General features: G+C 69.6%; 15 protein-coding genes. 7 read left to right on the top strand and 8 right to left on the bottom strand.

Features of this window, described 5'->3' with window-relative positions:
• The 4 genes from ABD212_RS05835 to ABD212_RS05850 all read left to right on the top strand — a co-directional run bounded on the left by ABD212_RS05835 (position 1) and on the right by ABD212_RS05850 (position 5,217).
• Entirely contained in the window at positions 1 to 591 is a 591-nt protein-coding gene (locus ABD212_RS05835; RefSeq protein ID WP_344092154.1) for a DUF3000 domain-containing protein, read from the top strand.
• The gene (locus ABD212_RS05840; RefSeq protein WP_344092156.1) at positions 584 to 1,783 is read left to right on the top strand and encodes a ribonuclease D; all 1,200 of its coding nucleotides are present in this window, start codon (positions 584 to 586) and stop codon (positions 1,781 to 1,783) included. Before ABD212_RS05835 ends, ABD212_RS05840 begins: the two co-directional genes overlap by 8 nt.
• A 75-nt stretch (positions 1,784 to 1,858) precedes the next feature.
• Positions 1,859 to 3,061: a thiolase family protein gene (locus tag ABD212_RS05845; RefSeq protein WP_344092158.1), complete on the top strand. Its 1,203-nt coding sequence runs from the start codon at positions 1,859 to 1,861 to the stop codon at positions 3,059 to 3,061.
• Positions 3,062 to 3,072: 11 nt separating this feature from the next.
• A complete protein-coding gene (locus tag ABD212_RS05850) occupies positions 3,073 to 5,217 on the top strand; it encodes a 3-hydroxyacyl-CoA dehydrogenase NAD-binding domain-containing protein (RefSeq protein WP_344092160.1) in 2,145 nt (714 codons plus the stop codon).
• A gap of 154 nt (positions 5,218 to 5,371) precedes the next feature.
• On the opposite strand, the gene dxs is transcribed toward ABD212_RS05850, so the two are convergent.
• The 6 genes from dxs to dut form a co-directional block, all read right to left on the bottom strand.
• Positions 5,372 to 7,321 (bottom strand): 1-deoxy-D-xylulose-5-phosphate synthase, encoded by a 1,950-nt coding sequence (gene dxs, locus ABD212_RS05855; RefSeq protein ID WP_344092471.1) that lies wholly within the window; start codon positions 7,319 to 7,321, stop codon positions 5,372 to 5,374.
• A 78-nt stretch (positions 7,322 to 7,399) separates the two neighbouring features.
• A complete protein-coding gene (locus tag ABD212_RS05860) occupies positions 7,400 to 7,705 on the bottom strand; it encodes an amidohydrolase family protein (RefSeq protein ID WP_344092162.1) in 306 nt (101 codons plus the stop codon).
• A complete protein-coding gene (gene acnA / locus ABD212_RS05865) occupies positions 7,644 to 10,454 on the bottom strand; it encodes an aconitate hydratase AcnA (protein ID WP_344092164.1) in 2,811 nt (936 codons plus the stop codon). Before acnA ends, ABD212_RS05860 begins: the two co-directional genes overlap by 62 nt.
• 136 nt (positions 10,455 to 10,590) lie before the next feature.
• On the bottom strand, positions 10,591 to 11,358 hold the full coding sequence (locus ABD212_RS05870; RefSeq protein WP_425561233.1) for a DUF3159 domain-containing protein: 768 nt from the start codon (positions 11,356 to 11,358) through the stop codon (positions 10,591 to 10,593).
• Positions 11,355 to 11,969: a DUF3710 domain-containing protein gene (locus ABD212_RS05875; RefSeq protein WP_344092166.1), complete on the bottom strand. Its 615-nt coding sequence runs from the start codon at positions 11,967 to 11,969 to the stop codon at positions 11,355 to 11,357. Before ABD212_RS05875 ends, ABD212_RS05870 begins: the two co-directional genes overlap by 4 nt.
• Positions 11,966 to 12,490, bottom strand: coding sequence for a dUTP diphosphatase (gene dut, locus ABD212_RS05880; protein WP_344092168.1), 525 nt, complete (start codon positions 12,488 to 12,490; stop codon positions 11,966 to 11,968). The genes ABD212_RS05875 and dut overlap by 4 nt, the downstream gene beginning before the upstream one ends.
• Positions 12,491 to 12,502: 12 nt before the next feature.
• On the opposite strand from dut, the gene ABD212_RS05885 reads away from it, so the two are divergent.
• Positions 12,503 to 13,036: a DUF3093 family protein gene (locus ABD212_RS05885; RefSeq protein ID WP_344092170.1), complete on the top strand. Its 534-nt coding sequence runs from the start codon at positions 12,503 to 12,505 to the stop codon at positions 13,034 to 13,036.
• On the opposite strand, the gene ABD212_RS05890 is transcribed toward ABD212_RS05885, so the two are convergent.
• Positions 12,969 to 13,262, bottom strand: a complete 294-nt coding sequence (locus ABD212_RS05890; protein ID WP_344092172.1) for a DUF4193 domain-containing protein — start codon at positions 13,260 to 13,262, stop codon at positions 12,969 to 12,971. The genes ABD212_RS05885 and ABD212_RS05890 overlap by 68 nt on opposite strands.
• A 213-nt stretch (positions 13,263 to 13,475) precedes the next feature.
• Here ABD212_RS05890 and sepH point away from each other — a divergent pair, with 213 nt between their 5' ends.
• Positions 13,476 to 14,504: a septation protein SepH gene (sepH, locus tag ABD212_RS05895; protein WP_344092174.1), complete on the top strand. Its 1,029-nt coding sequence runs from the start codon at positions 13,476 to 13,478 to the stop codon at positions 14,502 to 14,504.
• A 15-nt stretch (positions 14,505 to 14,519) separates the two neighbouring features.
• Here sepH and ABD212_RS05900 read toward each other — a convergent pair whose 3' ends face one another.
• Positions 14,520 to 15,629 carry an alkaline phosphatase family protein gene (locus ABD212_RS05900; RefSeq protein WP_344092176.1) on the bottom strand — a complete coding sequence of 370 codons (1,110 nt, stop codon included), beginning with the start codon at positions 15,627 to 15,629 and terminating at the stop codon, positions 14,520 to 14,522.
• A 66-nt stretch (positions 15,630 to 15,695) separates the two neighbouring features.
• On the opposite strand from ABD212_RS05900, the gene ABD212_RS05905 reads away from it, so the two are divergent.
• The gene (locus ABD212_RS05905; protein ID WP_344092179.1) at positions 15,696 to 18,146 is read left to right on the top strand and encodes a DNA gyrase/topoisomerase IV subunit A; all 2,451 of its coding nucleotides are present in this window, start codon (positions 15,696 to 15,698) and stop codon (positions 18,144 to 18,146) included.
• Positions 18,147 to 18,160: the final 14 nt, after the last annotated feature.

The following is an 18,160-nucleotide window of genomic DNA, read 5'->3' on the forward strand; positions in this document are numbered from 1 at the left end:
GTGGCTCAGCATCGTCCCCCGACGGGACCGGCGTCCTTCGGGAGGGTCGCTGAGACCGTCCGCAAGACGGTGTTCCGGGATGACCTGACGGTGCGCGAGATCGCCGCACCGTCGGGACTCGCCCCCGATGCCATCGCCCTCGCGGGCGACGTGCGACCCGAGTCCGAGGGCGCCGACTCCGTGTACGGCACGGGTCGCTTCATCCTGCTGCACGACAGCGAAGAGCCCGGCGCATGGAACGGCCCGTGGCGGATTGTGTGCTTCGCGCAGGCGCCGCTCGAACCCGACATCGGCGTGGATCCGCTGCTGGCGGACGTCGCCTGGTCCTGGCTGACGGACGCGCTCACGTCGCGCAAAGCCGAGTTCCACTCGGCGGCGGGCACCGCCACCAAGACCATCTCCAAGGGGTTCGGATCGCTCGCCGCCGAAGGCGACGGCGCTCAGATCGAATTGCGGGCATCCTGGTCGCCTGTGGGATCCATGACGCCGCACGTGGAAGCATGGGCTGAACTGGTGTGCATGCTCGCGGGGCTGCCACCGGGCTCGGAAGGGGTGCAGGTGCTCGGATCGCGCAGGTCGGCGCATGGCTGACTACGTCGTCATCGACGACGTGGACGGTCTCGCGGCGGCGGCGACGCGCCTGGCATCGGGGCACGGGCCCGTCGCGGTGGACGTGGAGCGCGCCTCGGGCTTCCGCTACTCGCAGCGTGCGTACCTCATCCAGGTCTTCCGCCGGGGTGCCGGCGTCTTCCTCTTCGACCCTCCGCCGATCGGCGACTTCACCGCGCTGCAGCAGGCGATCGGCGAGGCGGAGTGGGTGCTCCACGCGGCGAGCCAGGATCTGCCGTCGCTGCGCGAACTCGATCTCGATCCCATGACGATGTTCGACACCGAGCTGGCGGCGCGTCTGCTCGGCCACGAGCGCGTGGGACTCGGCGCCGTGGTCGAAGACACGCTCGGGATCACGCTGGCGAAGGCGCATTCGGCATCGGACTGGTCGACCCGGCCCCTCCCCCAGGCCTGGCTCGAGTACGCGGCGCTGGATGTCGAGCACCTCGTCGACGTGAGGGATGCGCTGGTGGCGGAACTCGCCGAGCAGGGCAAGACCGAGTTCGCGGCGGAGGAGTTCCAGGCGGTTCTGGAGCGCGAGCCGAAGCCCACCCGTGGCGAGCCGTGGCGAAGACTCAGCGGGCTCCACACCGTACGCGGCCGCAAGTCCCTCGCCGTCGCACGGTCGCTGTGGACCGCGCGGGAGGAGTACGCGCGCGAGCAGGATGTCGCGCCCGGCCGCCTCGTTCCGGATCGCGCACTGGTCGCCGCGGTGCTGGCCGACCCGAAGTCGAAGCAGGAGCTCGCGGCCCTGAAGGAGTTCATCGGTCGCGCGAGCCGCACGCAGCTCGACCGCTGGTGGGCGGCGATCGAAGCCGGGCGAGCGAGCCCGGAGCCGCCCCTCGAGAGGGGCACGGGCGGGGAATCCCTGCCGCCGCCACGAGCGTGGACCGATCGCAACCCCGAGGCCGACGCCCGTCTGAAGGCGGCCCGGCCGGTGGTCGAGGAGCGCGCCGCAGAGCTCGCCATGCCGACCGAGAATCTGCTCACCCCCGAGCTGCTGCGCCGACTCGCCTGGTCGCCGCCCACGCCGGTGACGGCCGCGTCGGTGGCGAACGCCCTCGAGTCGCTCGGTGCCCGCGCCTGGCAGATTGACCAAACCGCACAGTTGATTGCGGATGCCTTTGTCGAATCCGTGCAAGCCCCCTCCGAGGCGTCCGAAGCTCGTTCGTAGGTTTCCGCCACCCGGTTCTGCCCGGTGCGAGTGCCATACGTAGGCTGGCGGCATCCCACGATCTTTGGAGGCAGAGTGGCCGAGACTTCGGACGTCTTCTTCGTCGACGGCATGCGCACACCCTTCGGGCGCGCCGGCGAGAAGGGCATGTACTGGAACACCCGATCGGACGACCTCGCGGTCAAGGCGACGATCGGCCTGATGGAGCGCAACCCCGGCGTTCCGGCCGATCGCATCGACGATGTCGCCATCGCCGCGACGTCGCAGACGGGTGACCAGGGGCTCACTCTGGGCCGCAGCGTCGCGATCCTCGCGGGCCTTCCGCAGACCGTCCCCGGCTTCGCGATCGACCGGATGTGCGCGGGCGCGATGACGAGCGTCACGACGATGGCGGGCTCGATCGGCATCGGCATGTACGACCTCGCCCTCGCGGGCGGCGTCGAGCACATGGGCCACCACCCGATCGGTTCGAACGCCGACCCGAACCCGCGATTCGTCTCCGAGAAGATGGTCGATCCGGGCGCGCTCAACATGGGCGTCACGGCGGAGCGCATCTTCGACCGGTTCCCCCACCTCACCAAGGAGCGCTCGGACCACTACGGCATGCTGAGCCAGCACAAGGCGCAGGCGGCCTACGACGCAGGCAGGTTCCAGCCCGACCTCGTCCCCGTCGCCATCAAGGATGCCGAGGGCACCTGGGGCCTTGCCACCGAGGACGAGGGACGCCGCCCGCAGACCACGATGGAGGACCTCGCGGGTCTCAAGACCCCGTTCCGTCCGCACGGCCGCGTGACGGCAGGCACCTCTTCGCCGCTCACCGACGGCGCCACCATGAGCCTGCTCGCCGGCGGATCCGCGGTGAGGGAGTACGGCCTGGCTCCGAAGATGAAGCTCGTCTCGTTCGCCTTCGCGGGAGTGCAGCCCGAGATCATGGGCATCGGCCCGATCCCGTCCACCGAGAAGGCCCTCGAGAAGGCGGCGCTCAAGATCGACGACATCGGCCTGTTCGAGTTGAACGAGGCCTTCGCCATCCAGGTGATCTCGCTCCTCGATCACTTCGGCATCGCAGACGACGACCCCCGCGTGAACCAGTGGGGCGGCGCGATCGCGCTCGGACACCCGCTCGCCGCCTCGGGAGTTCGCCTGATGATCCAGCTCGCGGCGCAGTTCGCCGAGCGACCCGACGTGCGCTACGGCCTCACCGCGATGTGCGTGGGCCTCGGCCAGGGCGGCTCGGTCATCTGGGAGAACCCCCACTACAACGGCAAGAAGAAGTGAGTCCCGCCGCGATGACGAACTACGACTCGATCGACTTCTCCGCGCTCGACGCCCTCGCCGAAGGCGAGGTCGTCACGCACTCCCGGGTGCGCGACATCCGCCTCCCCTCCGGCAAGGTGCTCGCGCTGATCACGCTCGACAACGGGCGCGACCACAACCGGCCGAACACGCTCGGCCCTGCGACACTGGCCGAGTTCGACGCGACGCTCGACGGGCTGCAGGCTCGTGCCGCGGCAGGCGAGATCCAGGCCGTGGGCATCACCGGCAAGCAGTACATCCTCGCTGCCGGCGCGGACCTGAGCGACATCTCGCGCCTGGGCTCCCGCGACAATGCGCGGCTGATCGCCCAGCGCGGCCATCAGATCTTCGGCAGGCTCACGGAGCTCGGCGTGCCCACGTTCGCATTCGTCAACGGGCTGGCCCTCGGCGGCGGACTCGAGATCGCCTTGAACTCGACGTACCGGACGGTGGACGCCTCCGCCGCGGCGATCGCCCTTCCCGAGGTGTTCCTCGGGATCATCCCCGGCTGGGGCGGCGCGTACCTGCTGCCGAACCTGATCGGCATCGAGAACGCCCTCGAGGTGGTGATCTCGAACCCGCTGAAGCAGAACCGCATGCTCAAGCCGCAGCAGGCGTACGACTACGGGATCTTCGACGCCATCTTCCCCGCTGCGAACTACCTCGAAGACTCCCTCGCCTGGGCCGACGGCGTGCTCGGCGGATCCGTCAAGGTCGTCCGCAGGAACGAGCCGGGCAGGATCGAGCGCCTCACGAAGTGGCCGATCGCGATCAAGATGGCGCGCGGCATGCTCGAGAGCCGCATCGGCACCGTGCCGAAGTCGCCGTACGCGGCGCTCGAACTGCTCGAGAAGGCCAAGGGCGGGACGAAGGCCGAGGGCTTCGCCCGCGAGGACGAGGCTTTGGCCGAACTCGTGACGGGCGACCAGTTCGCGGCATCCATGTACGCCTTCGATCTGGTGCAGAAGCGCGCGAAGCGCCCCGTCGGCGCCCCCGACAAGGCGCTCGCCAAGCCGGTCACCAAGGTCGGCATCATCGGCGCAGGTCTCATGGCCAGCCAGTTCGCCCTGCTCTTCCTGCGGAGGCTCCAGGTTCCGGTGCTCATCACCGACCTCGACCAGGCTCGCGTGGACAAGGGGCTCGCGTACATCAACGACGAGATCGGCAAGCTCGAGGCCAAGGGCCGCCTCGACGGCGATTCGGCGAACCGGCTGCGGGCCCTCGTCCACGGCACGACCGACAAGAGCGAATACGCGGACTGCGACTTCGTGATCGAGGCCGTCTTCGAAGAGGTGGGGGTCAAGCAGCAGGTGTTCGGCGAGATCGAGCAGATCATCGCCGACGACGCCATCCTCGCGACGAACACGTCATCCCTCTCGGTCGCCGAGATCGGCGCGAAGCTCGCCCACCCCGAGCGTCTGGTCGGCTTCCATTTCTTCAATCCGGTGGCGGTCATGCCGCTGATCGAGATCGTCAAGACGGGGCAGACATCGGATGCCGCGCTCTCGACCGCCTTCGTGGTCGCGCGCGGCCTCGGCAAGAACGCCGTCCTGACGGCCGACGCACCGGGCTTCGTGGTGAACCGCCTGCTCGCGAAGGTCATGGGCGAAGCCGCACGGGCGATCTACGAGGGGACCCCGCTGCTCACCGTGGAGAAGGCGTTCCAGCCGCTCGGGCTGCCGATGACGCCGTTCCAGCTCATCGACCTCGTCGGCTGGAAGGTGGCCGCGCACGTGCAGGACACCATGGCGGGCGCCTTCCCCGAGCGCTTCTATGCCTCGGAGAACTTCCACCGGCTCGCGGAACTGCCCGAAGTCGTCGAGAAGGACAGGAGCGGCCGCGTGACCGGGTGGACGAAGGCGGCCTCGGCCGTGCTGAAGGGGGCCGTCGGATCCTCACCCGCCCGTGAGGCGGAGATCCTGCGCCGCGTGCAGGACGGCCTCGCCGACGAGATCAGGATCATGCTCGACGAGGGCGTGGTGCCCGAGGTCGAGGACATCGACCTGTGCCTCATCCTCGGCGCCGGCTGGCCGTTCATCGACGGCGGGGCGTCGCCCTACCTGGATCGCGAAGGAGCGTCCGAACGCGTCTTCGGCGACACCTTCCACCACCCCGTGATCAAGGGCATCGAGGCGTAGCTCCCCGAAGGCCGCCCGGGCACCAAGAGCCGGGTTTGGGGCGGATCAGATCCGTCGGGGCGCACCGATAGCGCCCCGACGGACGATATCCGCCCCGAACCGGGCGGCGGGGGACTCAGGTCCCGCGCGCAGGTTCACGTCCCGGGCGGAGGGATCAGGCGTCGCGGCGCGCGTGCGCGGAGAGCGTGGGGATCTCCGTCGTCGCGGGGCGCGCCACCGGGATCCGCGTGCCGAGCACCTGGGCCACCACATCCTGGGCGATCTTCGCGGGCGTGAGCCCGGCATCCTCGAGGATCTGCTCTCTCGTCGCGTGCTGGATGAACTCATCGGGCACGCCGAGCTCGTCCACCGCGGTGTCGACGCCCGCCTCGCGCAGGACCTGACGCACGCGGGTGCCGATGCCGCCGACGCGGATGCCGTCCTCGATCGTGATGACGAGGCGATGGGATGCCGCGAGCTCGACGACCGACGGCTGCACCGGCACGACCCACCGCGGATCGATCACGGTCGTGCCGATCCCCTGAGCGCGCAGCCGCGCGGCCACATCGACGGCGAGGTGCGCCATCGGGCCGATTCCGACGATGAGCACATCCTCGGCGTCGGAGCGCACCAGCACGTCGACGCCGTCCGCGAGTCGCTCGATCGCCGGGAGGTCGGGGCTGACGCCGTTCTTCGGGAAGCGGATGACGGTGGGGGCGTCGCCTATGACGACGGCCTCGCGCAGCTCTTCGCGCAGGCGCTCCGCGTCGCGCGGGACCGCGATGCGGATGTGCGGCACGAGCTGCAGGATCGCGAGGTCCCAGATGCCGTGATGGCTCGGGCCGTCGGGGCCCGTGACGCCGGCCCGGTCGAGCACGAACGTCACGCCGGCGCGGTGGAGCGCGACATCCATCAGCACCTGGTCGAACGCCCGGTTCATGAAGGTCGCGTAGATGGCGACCACGGGATGCAGGCCGCCGAAGGCGAGTCCTGCCGCCGACGCGACCGCGTGCTGCTCGGCGATGCCGACGTCGAACACCCGGCCGGGGAAGTGCTGCGCGAAGGGCAGGAGGCCGGTCGGCCGCAGCATGGCGGCCGTCATGGCGATCACGTCCTCGCGGTGCCGGCCGATCTCGACCAGCTCTGCGGCGAAGACGTCCGTCCACGCCGGACCGCCGCTCGATCCGCCCACGGTCTCACCGGTGACCGGGTCGATCCGGCCGACCGCGTGGAACTGATCCGCCTCGTCGTCGAGGGCCGGCTGGAAGCCTCTCCCCTTCTCGGTGATGGCATGCACGATGACGGGTGCGCCGAACTCCTTGGCGAGCTCGAGTGTCTCGATGAGCACCCGCATGTCGTGCCCGTCGATCGGCCCCAGGTACTTGATGTCGAGGTTGGAGTACAGCGCCGCGTTGTTCGTGAATCGGGAGAGGAACCCGTGGGTGCCGCCCCGGACCCCGCGATAGACGGCGCGCGCCGCCGGTCCGAGCTTGCGGAACATCTGGTCGGAGCCGCGATGCAGCTGGCGGTAGGCCTCGGCGGTCCTCACCCGGTTGAGGTAGCGCGCCATCCCGCCGATGGTCGGCGCGTACGAGCGGCCGTTGTCGTTGACGACGATCACCAGGTTGCGGTCGTTGTCATCCGAGATGTTGTTCAGCGCCTCCCACGTCATGCCGCCGGTAAGCGCTCCGTCGCCGACGACGGCGACGACATGGCGGTCCTTGCGACCGGTGTGCGTGAAGGCGCGGGAGATGCCGTCGGCCCAGCTCAGCGAGCTCGACGCGTGGGAGGACTCCACGACGTCGTGCGCGCTCTCGGAGCGCTGCGGGTACCCGGCGAGGCCGCCGCGGGTGCGCAGCCCTGTGAAGTCTTGACGGCCCGTCAGCAGCTTGTGGACGTAGGACTGGTGCCCGGTGTCGAAGATGAACGGGTCGGAGGGCGAGTTGAAGACGCGGTGCAGGGCGATCGTCAGCTCGACCACGCCGAGGTTCGGGCCGAGGTGACCGCCGGTGCGCGAGACGTTCTCGATGAGGAACTCACGCACCTCTGCGGCCAGCTGCTGCAGCTGCTCGATGCTCAGGCGGTCGAGATCCCGGGGTCCTGCGATGGACGGCAGCAGCGGCATTCCACTCTCTTCTGCACCCTTTTCCACCCGGCCGAGTCTACCCGCGCCGCGCGCGGGCCGCCGATGCGGCGGTCGGAGTCAGACCGTGACGGCCGCCGCGAGCGATGCCGTGGCGACGGATGCCGCGTCCACGACGACGGCGCCGTCGACCAGCGTGAGCAGCACCGGCGAGCCCGCGAACTCGTCAGGGTCGGTGGTGAGGGGGTTGTCGGCGAAGACGGTGAGGTCGGCGCGCTCCCCCACCGCGAGGCGGCCGCCGTGCTCGCCCACCGATCGCCAGTAGGCACGCCTCGCCGACGCCGGCGGGGTCCCGCGATCCGTCTCAGACGAGCGAGCGCAGCACGTACTGCAGGATGCCGCCGTTGCGGTAGTAGTCGGCCTCACCGGGTGTGTCGATGCGGACGAGCGCGTCGAACTCCACGGTCGGCTTGCCGGATGCCGAGAACTCGCTCGGTGCGGCGGTGACGTGGACCGTCTTCGGCGTGACGCCCTCGTTCAGCTTCTCGAGGCCCGAGATCGAGACGACCTCGGTGCCGTCGAGTCCGAGCGACGACCAGCTCTCGCCGGCCGGGAACTGCAACGGGACGACGCCCATGCCGATGAGGTTCGAGCGATGGATGCGCTCGAAGCTCTCGGTGATGACGGCCTTGACGCCCAGCAGGCTCGTGCCCTTGGCCGCCCAGTCGCGCGACGAGCCCGAGCCGTACTCTTTGCCTCCGAAGATGACCAGCGGAGTGCCTTCGGCCTGGTAATTCCGGCTCGCGTCGTAGATGAACGACTGGGGCCCGCCGTCCTGAGTGAAGTCGCGGGTGTAGCCGCCTTCGACGCCGTCGAGCAGCTGGTTTTTGAGCCGGATGTTCGCGAACGTGCCGCGGATCATCACTTCGTGGTTGCCACGGCGGGATCCGTAGGAGTTGTAGTCCTTGCGGTCGACACCGTGCTCGTTGAGGTAGTGGCCGGCCGGGCTGTCGACCTTGATGTTGCCGGCGGGGCTGATGTGGTCGGTCGTCACCGAATCGCCGAGGGTGGCGAGCACGCGGGCGCCGCTGATGTCACCGACGGGGGTCAGCTCCATCGTCATTCCGTCGAAGTACGGCGGCTTGCGCACGTAGGTCGACTCGGCGTTCCATTCGAAGACGTCCCCCGTCGGCGTCGGCAGCGTCCGCCACCGCTCGTCGCCCGCGAACACGCTCGCGTACTGGGTGTCGAACATGCCCTTGTCGATCGACGAGTCGATCGTCGCCTGCACCTCGGCGGAGTCGGGCCAGATGTCGCGGAGGAAGACATCCTCGCCGTTCTGGTCCTTGCCCAGGGCGTCCGTCTCGAAGTCGAAGTTCATCGACCCGGCGAGCGAGTACGCGATGACCAGCGGCGGGCTGGCGAGGTAGTTCATCTTCACGTCGGGGTTGATGCGACCCTCGAAGTTGCGGTTGCCCGAGAGGACGGCCGTGACCGCGAGGTCGTTCTGCTGCACGGCGGCGGAGACCTCCTCGATGAGGGGTCCGGAGTTTCCGATGCACGTCGTGCAGCCGTAGCCCACCGTGTAGAACCCGAGGTCCTCCAGGTCCTGCGTGAGGCCGGCCTTCTCGTAGTAGTCGGTGACGACCTTCGAACCGGGCGCGAGGGTGGTCTTCACCCATGGCTTGGCCTTGAGGCCCTTCCGCACCGCGTTGCGGGCGAGCAGGCCGGCTGCGAGCATCACCGACGGGTTCGAGGTGTTGGTGCAGGACGTGATCGCCGCGATCGTGACGGCGCCGTGGTCGAGCGTGAACTTCTCGCCACCCGCCAGGACGACCGGCGTGGGCTTTGAGCCCTTCTCCGGCGCGTGGCTGTGGTGGTGATGGGTGTGCGCGCTGTGCTCGTCGTCGGGCGTGTTCCCGGGCGGGTCGGATGCCGGGAACGACTCGGATCCTTCGAGGTCCACGAGATCGTGCTCGATGTCCGCGTAGTTGGTGAGGTCGCTCGCGAACTGCGCCTTAGCGTTGGAGAGCACGATGCGGTCCTGCGGCCGCTTCGGGCCGGCGATGCTCGGCACGACCGTCGACAGGTCGAGTTCGAGATATTCGCTGAACGTCGGCTCGTGGGCGGCGTCGTGCCACAGCTTCTGCGCCTTCGCATACGCCTCGACGAGCGCGACCTGCTCGTCGCTGCGGCCGGTCAGCCGCAGGTAGTCGAGGGTGACGTCGTCGATGGGGAAGATCGCCGCCGTGGAGCCGAACTCGGGGCTCATGTTGCCGATCGTGGCGCGGTTGGCGAGCGGCACCGACGCGACGCCCGAGCCGTAGAACTCGACGAACTTGCCGACGACGCCGTGCTTGCGAAGGATCTCGGTGATGGTCAGAACGACGTCGGTGGCAGTGACCCCCGTCGGGATGGCGCCGGACAGCTTGAAGCCGACGACCTTCGGGATCAGCATCGAGACGGGCTGGCCGAGCATCGCCGCCTCGGCTTCGATGCCGCCGACGCCCCAGCCGAGTACGCCGAGGCCGTTGACCATGGTGGTGTGCGAATCGGTTCCGACGCAGGTATCCGGGTAGGCGCGGAGGACGCCGTCCACGTTGCGGTCGTAGATGACCTTGGCGAGGTGCTCGATGTTCACCTGGTGGACGATCCCCGTGCCGGGGGGGACGACCTTGAAGTCGTCGAACGCGGTCTGCCCCCAGCGGAGGAACTGGTACCGTTCGCCGTTGCGCTCGTATTCGATCTCGACGTTGCGCTCGAGCGCGTTCTCGGTGCCGAACAGGTCGGCGATGACCGAGTGGTCGATGACGAGCTCTGCCGGTGACAGCGGGTTGATCTTCGTCGGGTCGCCGCCGAGGTCGACGACTGCCTCTCGCATGGTCGCGAGGTCGACGATGCACGGTACGCCGGTGAAGTCCTGCATCACGACGCGTGCGGGCGTGAACTGGATCTCGGTGTCGGGCTCGGCCGCGGCATCCCACGACCCGAGAGCCTGGATCTGCTCCTTCGTGACGTTCGCACCGTCCTCCGTGCGGAGGAGGTTCTCGAGCAGCACCTTGAGGCTGAAGGGCAGCTTCTCGTGGCCGTCGACGGTGTCGATGCGGAAGATCTCGTAGTCGGTGCTGCCGACCGTCAGGGTGCTCTTGGCACCGAAGCTGTCAACCGTGGACACGCGTGTCTCCTTCGTCGGCGGCGGGAGCGGGGCCGAGGCCCGGCACACCCATCTTCCCCCGCTCCGGACCCCTCGGCTAGTGAGGTTCACCTAATCCGGCGACGAGGCGATTTATCTTGATATCAAGATAAATGTATCACTTCGGGGCAGGCGGATAGAGCGCCCTCACGGCGAGCCAGGTGACCGCGACGAGCGGTGCGAACAGCGGCAGTCCCATGATCAGCTTGACGGTGCCGAGGGCCGCGACATCCCCCGCGAAGTAGAGCGGGAGCTGGATGAGCAGCCGCAGCGCGAACAGGCCGGCCCACGCGATGGCGAGCCAGAAGAACACGCGCCGTTTGCGCTTGTCGCGCCGCCAGGCCGTCCCCTCGCTCATCAGGAACCCCACGGCGAGGCCGATCAGCGACCAGCCGATGAGGGCCGACACCAGGAACGCCGAGCCGTAGGCGATGTTCGTGGCGAATCCCCAGAGGAAGTTGTCCTGCCCGCGGCCGGTGAAGAGGGCGAGCGCGGCCGCCGCTGCCGTGGCGATCAGTCCGCCGATGGCGGCACCGGCCGGTCCATGCTGGATGAGCCGGATGATGGTGAACACGGCGGCGAGGCCGACCGACAATCCGAGGCTCAGCGGCAGGTTCGCCTGCTTCGTGCCGGGGTCGTACGTGAGCGTCCAGACGAGGATGAACACCACGCCGGGCAGGACGGCTTCGAGGATGCCGCGCCACCCGCCCATTGCTCGCCATACGACGTGGCCGGTGCTGGCATCGGACGCAGGATCCAGGCCCGCCCGCTTGGCGGCGTCACCGAGAGCCGCGCCCAGAAGGTCGGATGCCGAGTTGCGCGCAGGGTCCGGTGAGCCCGCAGCAGCGGGCGGCTGCAGGTCGTCGGAACGGGACTCGTCGCTCACGCCATTCCCGGGGTGGCCGGCATCCGGAGTGGAATGAGGTCTCGCGGCGGCATCGGCGATCCGCCGCGCACCACCACGATGGAGCGGAACAGGTCCTCCACCTGCGCTGCTGCCTCGACGTCCGCGGTCGCGGCTCCGCCGATCACGCCGCGCAGGAACCAGCGCGGACCGTCGACGCCGATGAACCGCGCGAGCCGCTTGCCTGCGGTGCCGTCGGCGCCCGCGATCACGGGCACCTCGGCGAGCAGCTCGGGGCCGAGCGGACCCTCCCGCTCTTCGACGCGTCCGCCCTGCTGCCGGATCTGACCGCGGATCTGCTCGCGCGTCTCTTCCCAGAGTCCGGTCGACCGCGGTGCCGCGAAGGGCTGCACCTGCAGCGTGGAGTCGGCGTAGTCCAGACCCACCGCGACGATGCGCTTGGTCTGCTCTTCGACCTCGAGGCGCAGGTTCAGTCCTTCGCGGGGAAGGATCTTGATGCCGCCGAGGTCGATGTAGGGACGCACGGGGTTCGCCTCGGACTCGTCGAAGGGTCCTTGCGTGGCTCGATCAGGCAGCGCGGGGCCGGCGGCGACGTCGCCCGCCGATGCATCGGAGGGGGTGGGGTCGGTCATGCGGGGATTCCGTTTCTCTGGTCTCTTCGGTCGCGGGGAGTTCCCCGTGGGGACTCGCTGACGCTCGTCGGCGGCTCCGCCGCGCCCCCGTGGTAGCCGGTCGACCCGAAGCCGCCGTCACCGCGGATGCTCTCGGGCAGGGCTTCGACCGGGATGAACTGCGCGCGCGTGACGGGCATCACGATGAGCTGCGCGATGCGGTCGCCGACCGCGATGTCGTAAGCCGCTTCGGCGTCGGTGTTGAGCAGGGTGACCTTGATCTCGCCGCGGTAGCCGGCATCCACCGTTCCGGGCGAGTTGACCACGGTGATGCCGTGCTTCGAGGCCAGGCCGCTGCGGGGCACCACGAACGCGGCGAAGCCTTCGGGCAGCGCGATCCGCACGCCGGTGCCGACGAGCGCCCGGCGCCCGGGCTCGAGTCGCACCGCCTCGGCGGCCACCAGGTCGGCGCCGGCGTCGCCGGGCTGCGCGTAGGCGGGAACGTCGGGGGCGATAATGAGGACGTCCACCGTTTCAGTCACCCAACGAGGGTAATGCAGAAGACAGCGCGCAACATCGGCGTCGGCCCGGAGTATCGAGAGAGACTCGGGCCGTCGCTGTGGGTTCTGGTGGGCTCGGCCGTGATCGCGCCGATGGCGGCGCTCGTCTTCGCGCCCCTCGACACGACGGTGGCGCTCGTCGTGGGTGCCGCGGTCGGTGTCGCGCTGATCGCCCTGCTCATCGCCGGCGCACCCGTGATCGACCTGCACGACGGTGTACTCCGCGCCGGGCGAGCTCACATCGACGTCGCGCTGCTGGGCGAGCCGCTGGTGCTGGTCGACGAGCAGGCGCACCACGCTCGCGGATCAGGGTTGGATCCGCGCACGTGGCACGTGATTCGCGGCGGAATCGACGGGGTCGTCGTCGTTCCCGTGATCGATCCGGACGACCCGACGCCCACCTGGGTGATGTCGTCGCGGACTCCGGACCGATTCGCTGCGGCGCTGCGGCTCGCTCAGGCTACGCGGCGCACTCCGAGCAGACAGGGCCGTTCGCGGTCTCGTGGTCGAGCTGCGAGCGGTGCTTGACGAGAAAGCAGTTCGAACAGGTGAACTCGTCCTCCTGCGCGGGCAGCACCACGACATCGAGTTCGAGGTCGGAAAGATCTGCGCCGGGCAGTTCGAAGCCCGAAGGGTTGTCGGCGTCCTCCACATCGACCGAGCCCGACAGCTTGTCGGGCACTCGCTCCTTGAGAGCCTCGATCGACTCGCTGTCGTCTTCGGTCTTGCGAGGGGCGTCGTAATCGGTGGCCATACGTAAACGTCTCAACTTCCGGGAATGACTGGGGTTCACTCGCCCTTTCGAGCGGGCATAGCTTGCACGACCTCCCCCGATAACGCAAATGCGACGGGAAACCTGGGGTGTGCGTGCGAGTGCCTGAAACTCGCGGCGCGCGCCGGATATTCCCGCTCGCCGCGACAGCGCGTGTAAGCATGGGCCCACACGCAGGATCGGAGGGGCGTTCGCATGGAACAGCTCAAGGTGATCGGAACCGAGGACGAAGTGCTCGTCCTGGCGACCGACTCGGGCGAGAGGTTCTCGCTCGCCGTCGACGATGTGCTGCGCGTCGAGCTTCGCAGGGCGCGCCGAGAGCGGGCCAGCGAACCACCGGCGAGCCGCCCCAGCCCTCGCGAGATCCAGTCGCATATCCGCGCCGGCCTGTCGGCCGAGGAGGTCGCCGTGCTGCTCGGCGCTCGGGTGGAGGATGTCGCGCGCTTCGAGGGTCCCGTGCTCGCGGAGCGCGAGCACGTCGTCGGCCAGGCACTCGCCGTGCCGGTCTTGCTCGGCGGGGACCTCGAGGGCGACGCCCATCCCACGTTCGGATCCGCGGTCCGCGGAAAGCTCGCCGAGGCGGGCGCGACCGGCGAACGCTGGACCAGCTGGAAGGAGGCGACCGGCTGGATCGTGAAGCTCGAGTTCACCGCGGGCGACGTCGACCACGACGCCCGGTGGGGCTTCGAGCCTCGGCGCAGCATCCTGGCGCCGCTGAACGCCGACGCCATCCAGCTGTCGCGGCAGGGTTCGCTGCCCGACGGCCTGATCCCGCGTCTCCGGGCGCTCGAGACGGTGCCGCCGAAGGACGACTCCCGCTTCGACAGCGGGGCCTTCGGACCCCGTCGCCTCCCCGACGCGGACCTGGAATCCCCCGAGCTTCCGGCGCCGACCACGGCGGCCGTCCAGGAGGCGGCGATCAAGCGCGCGACAGAGCCGGTGGTGACCTCCGCCGAGACAGCCGACCTGCTCGAGGCGCTGCGCCGTCGTCGCGGCCAGCGTGAGCCGCTCCCCGGAATCGATGATCTGCCGCCGTCGCGATCGCACTCCCCCGTTGCGCTGTTCGACGCGCTCGAGCCGGGCTACGACGAGACCCCCGCCGACGATCTCGAGCCCGAGTACCAGGCACCGGCGTCCGCTGTCGCCGAAGCCGGCCGCCGCAAGGGCCGGACGTCCATGCCGTCGTGGGATGAGATCGTCTTCGGGGCTCGCACCGAGGAGTGAGGAGCGCCTGGCGGGTCAGGCGAACGCGCCGAGCCGGATGAGCGGAACCGTGCGCTCCTCGTTCGTGAGGGAGCCGTGCTGGCCGATCATCTTCTGCGCACCCTTGTCGGCGAGTCGGTCGTCGTAGTACGCGATCCCCGAGCGGGCCGCGACGATGACATCGCCGAGCCGATCCCGCACCTCGTCGGCGACCTGACCGAACATCCCGGCCTCGATCGCCTCGGTGCGTGAGATCACCCACGACCTGGCCGACTCGGACTCCCGCCACGCGGCGAGGACGCCGTCCGCGGCGCCGGGCGCGGCATACAGGTGCAGCATGCGCGGTTCGCCGCCGATCAGGTGAACGCCCTCGACCAGTGCATCGCCGTCGCTGAGCAGCACGTGGCGATGGCCCGGCACATCGACCATTCCGTGGTCTGCGGTGACGATGACGCCGGTCCCGCGGGCGACGGCCGATCCCAGCGCGCGGGCTGCGGCATCCGCTCGCTCGAGACCCACCACCCACTCGTCCGATTGCCAGCCCCGCCGATGTCCGATCGCATCGAGGTCCGGCGCGTAGAGGTACACGAAGGACCCGGGATGCCGGGCGGCGAGGTCGGCGGCCAGCTCGACCCGTTCCTCGAGATCGTCTGCCGCGTGGAATTCGGCCCCGCGCAGCGTCGCGGCGGTGAAGCCGGTGCCCGCGTACTCGGCCTTCGACACCGCGAAGCTCGGCCGGCCCGCCGTCAGCGGGATCGAACGCTGCCAGGCGAGCGGCAGCCCGTCGGTGTCCCAGCCCCGCAGCTGATTCACCACATCGTCGGTCCCCGGGATGCGGGCGCGATAGCCCACGATGCCGTGCTCCCCCGGCGTCGTGCCGGTGAGCAGACTGGTGAGCGCCGAAGCCGTCGTGCTCGGGAAGACAGTGCGGGCGACATCCCGTTTCGCCGAGGCCTGCGAGAGGAAGCGCGCATGCCCGGCCCGCGCCGCGAGGCTGTGAGCGCCGAGCCCGTCGAGCACGAAGACGATGGCGCTCTTCGCCGGCGGGAACCAGTCCGAGCGGCCCTCGAGTGCCGCCAGCATCTGCGGCACGACACCGGTGAGGCTCCGGGTACGCGGCGGGTCCGCGGGTAGGCTGAGGGACATCGGGGTCAGTCTCGCACACGCGCGGGAACCCCCTGCCGCTCCGCCGTCTCCCGAGGCCTCATCGTCATGCCTGCATCCCGCACCGACCCCCCTCCCCCCGCCGAAGAACGCATCGAAGACGTCGACGTCTCCGCCGAGATGCAGGGGTCGTTCCTCGAATACGCGTACTCCGTCATCTACTCCCGAGCTCTGCCGGACGCCAGAGACGGCCTGAAGCCGGTGCAGCGGCGCATCCTGTTCCAGATGGCCGACATGGGGCTGCGGCCCGACCGCGGACACGTCAAGAGCGCACGCGTGGTCGGCGAGGTCATGGGAAAGCTCCATCCCCATGGCGACGCCCCCATCTACGACGCCCTGGTGCGACTCGCGCAGCCGTTCTCGCTGCGCGTGCCTCTCGTCGACGGGCATGGCAACTTCGGGTCGCTCGACGACGGACCCGCCGCGCCCCGCTACACGGAGGCTCGGCTCGCGCCGGCGGCGCTGGCCCTCACCGAGAACCTCGATGAGGATGTCGTCGACTTCATCCCGAACTACGACGGCCAGTTCCAGCAGCCCGCGGTGCTGCCCGCCGCGTATCCGAACCTGCTGGTGAACGGGGCGACCGGCATCGCTGTCGGCATGGCCACCAACATGGCCCCGCACAACCTGATCGAAGTCGTGGCGGCCGCGATCCACCTGCTCGAGAATCCCGATGCGACCGTCGAGGAGCTGATGGAGTTCGTGCCCGGCCCCGACTTCCCGTCGGGCGGGATCGTGCTGGGCCTGGAGGGGGTGAAGGATGCCTACGCGCGAGGTCGCGGGGCGTTCAAGGTGCGGGCCAAGGTGGCGACCGAGTCCCTCGGACCTCGCCGCACCGGGCTGGTGGTGACGGAACTGCCGTATCAGGTCGGCCCGGAGCGGGTCATCGAGAAGATCAAGGACGCGGTGCAGGGAAAGCGTCTCACCGGGATCGCCGACGTCACGGACCTGACCGACCGCAATCACGGCCTCCGGCTCGTCATCGGCATCAAGACCGGCTTCGACCCGCAGGCCGTGCTCGACCACCTCTACCGCCTCACGCCGCTCGAGGACTCGTTCAGCATCAACAACGTCGCTCTCGTGGAGGGTCAGCCGCAGACGCTCGGGCTCAAGGAGCTGCTTCGGGTCTACCTCGACCACCGCATCCAGGTGGTCACCCGGCGCAGCCGTTACCGCTTGGCGCGGCGGGAGGAGCGCCTGCACCTCGTCGAGGGCCTCCTCATCGCGATCCTCGACATCGACGAGGTGATCCAGGTCATCCGCACCTCCGACGACAGCGAGCAGGCGCGGACGCGCCTGCGCGAGGTGTTCGACCTCAGCGAGGTCCAGGCGGAGTACATCCTCGAGCTGCGGCTGCGGCGGCTGACAAAGTTCTCGCGGCTCGAGCTCGAGTCCGAGCGGGACTCGCTCAAAGCCGAGATCGCCGAGCTGCAGGCTCTGCTCGGCAGTGAGTCGCTGATCCACGCCCAGGTCGCGCGCGAGCTCGAGGCCGCCGCCGACGCCCACGGCACGCCCCGCCGCACGATGCTGATGAACGCCAAGCCCGCCGCGCCGCGGCCGACGCGGGGCGCACCGGTGCCGGATCTGCAGATCGCGGATGCGCCGACAGTGGTCGTCCTGTCGACGACGGGCCGGGCGGTGCGCGTCGACCTCGCCGAGGGGCAGGAGCTCACCGCGCCGAGCCGGCGCAGCAAGCACGATGCGATCCTGGCGACGGCTGGCTCGACGACCCGGGGGGACCTCGGCGCCGTCACGACCGCCGGCCGCATGCTGCGGTTCAGCCCCGTCGACCTGCCATCGGTGCCGCCGGCGTCGGTGCAGCTCGGCGCCGGTGTGGTCCTGCACGACTACCTCGGCATCCACGACAGATACGAGCGCGTGATCGGGCTGATCCGCTTCGACGACGACGTGCCGGTCGCGCTCGGCACGCGCGACGGCGTGGTGAAGCGTGTGGTCCCGTCGGCGCTCGCTGTGCGCCCCGAGCTCGAGATCATCGGACTGAAGCCCGGCGACGTGGTGGTGGGCGCAGCATCCGCTCCTGACGGATCCGAGCTCGTCTTCGTGACCAGCGATGCGCAGCTGCTCCGCTTCCCCGCGGCCGCGGTGCGCCCGCAGGGGGCACCGGCGGGTGGAATGGCGGGGGTGAACCTCTCGGTGCCGGCGAGCGTCATCCACTTCGGTGCGGCCGAAGGCGAGGACGTCATCGCGGTCACCATCTCGGGTGCCGACGGCGTGCTTCCGGGGACGGATGCCGGACGTGTCAAGGTGTCGCGATTCGAGGAGTTCCCGGCCAAAGGCCGAGCGACAGGCGGCGTGCGCGCACACACGTTCCTGCGGGGTGAGAACCGGCTCACGCTCGCCTGGGTCGGACGAGCACCCGCACTCGCGCTCGGTCCGGACGGCTCGACGCGGACGCTTCCGGCGGCCACAGCGAAGCGGGATGCCTCGGGGCAGCCACTCGACGCGGTCATCGGCTCGATCGGCCGCGCGCTCGTCTGACGAGCGCCCCTGCG

This window comes from Microbacterium deminutum (assembly GCF_039530205.1).
GTDB classification, from domain to species: domain Bacteria; phylum Actinomycetota; class Actinomycetes; order Actinomycetales; family Microbacteriaceae; genus Microbacterium; species Microbacterium deminutum.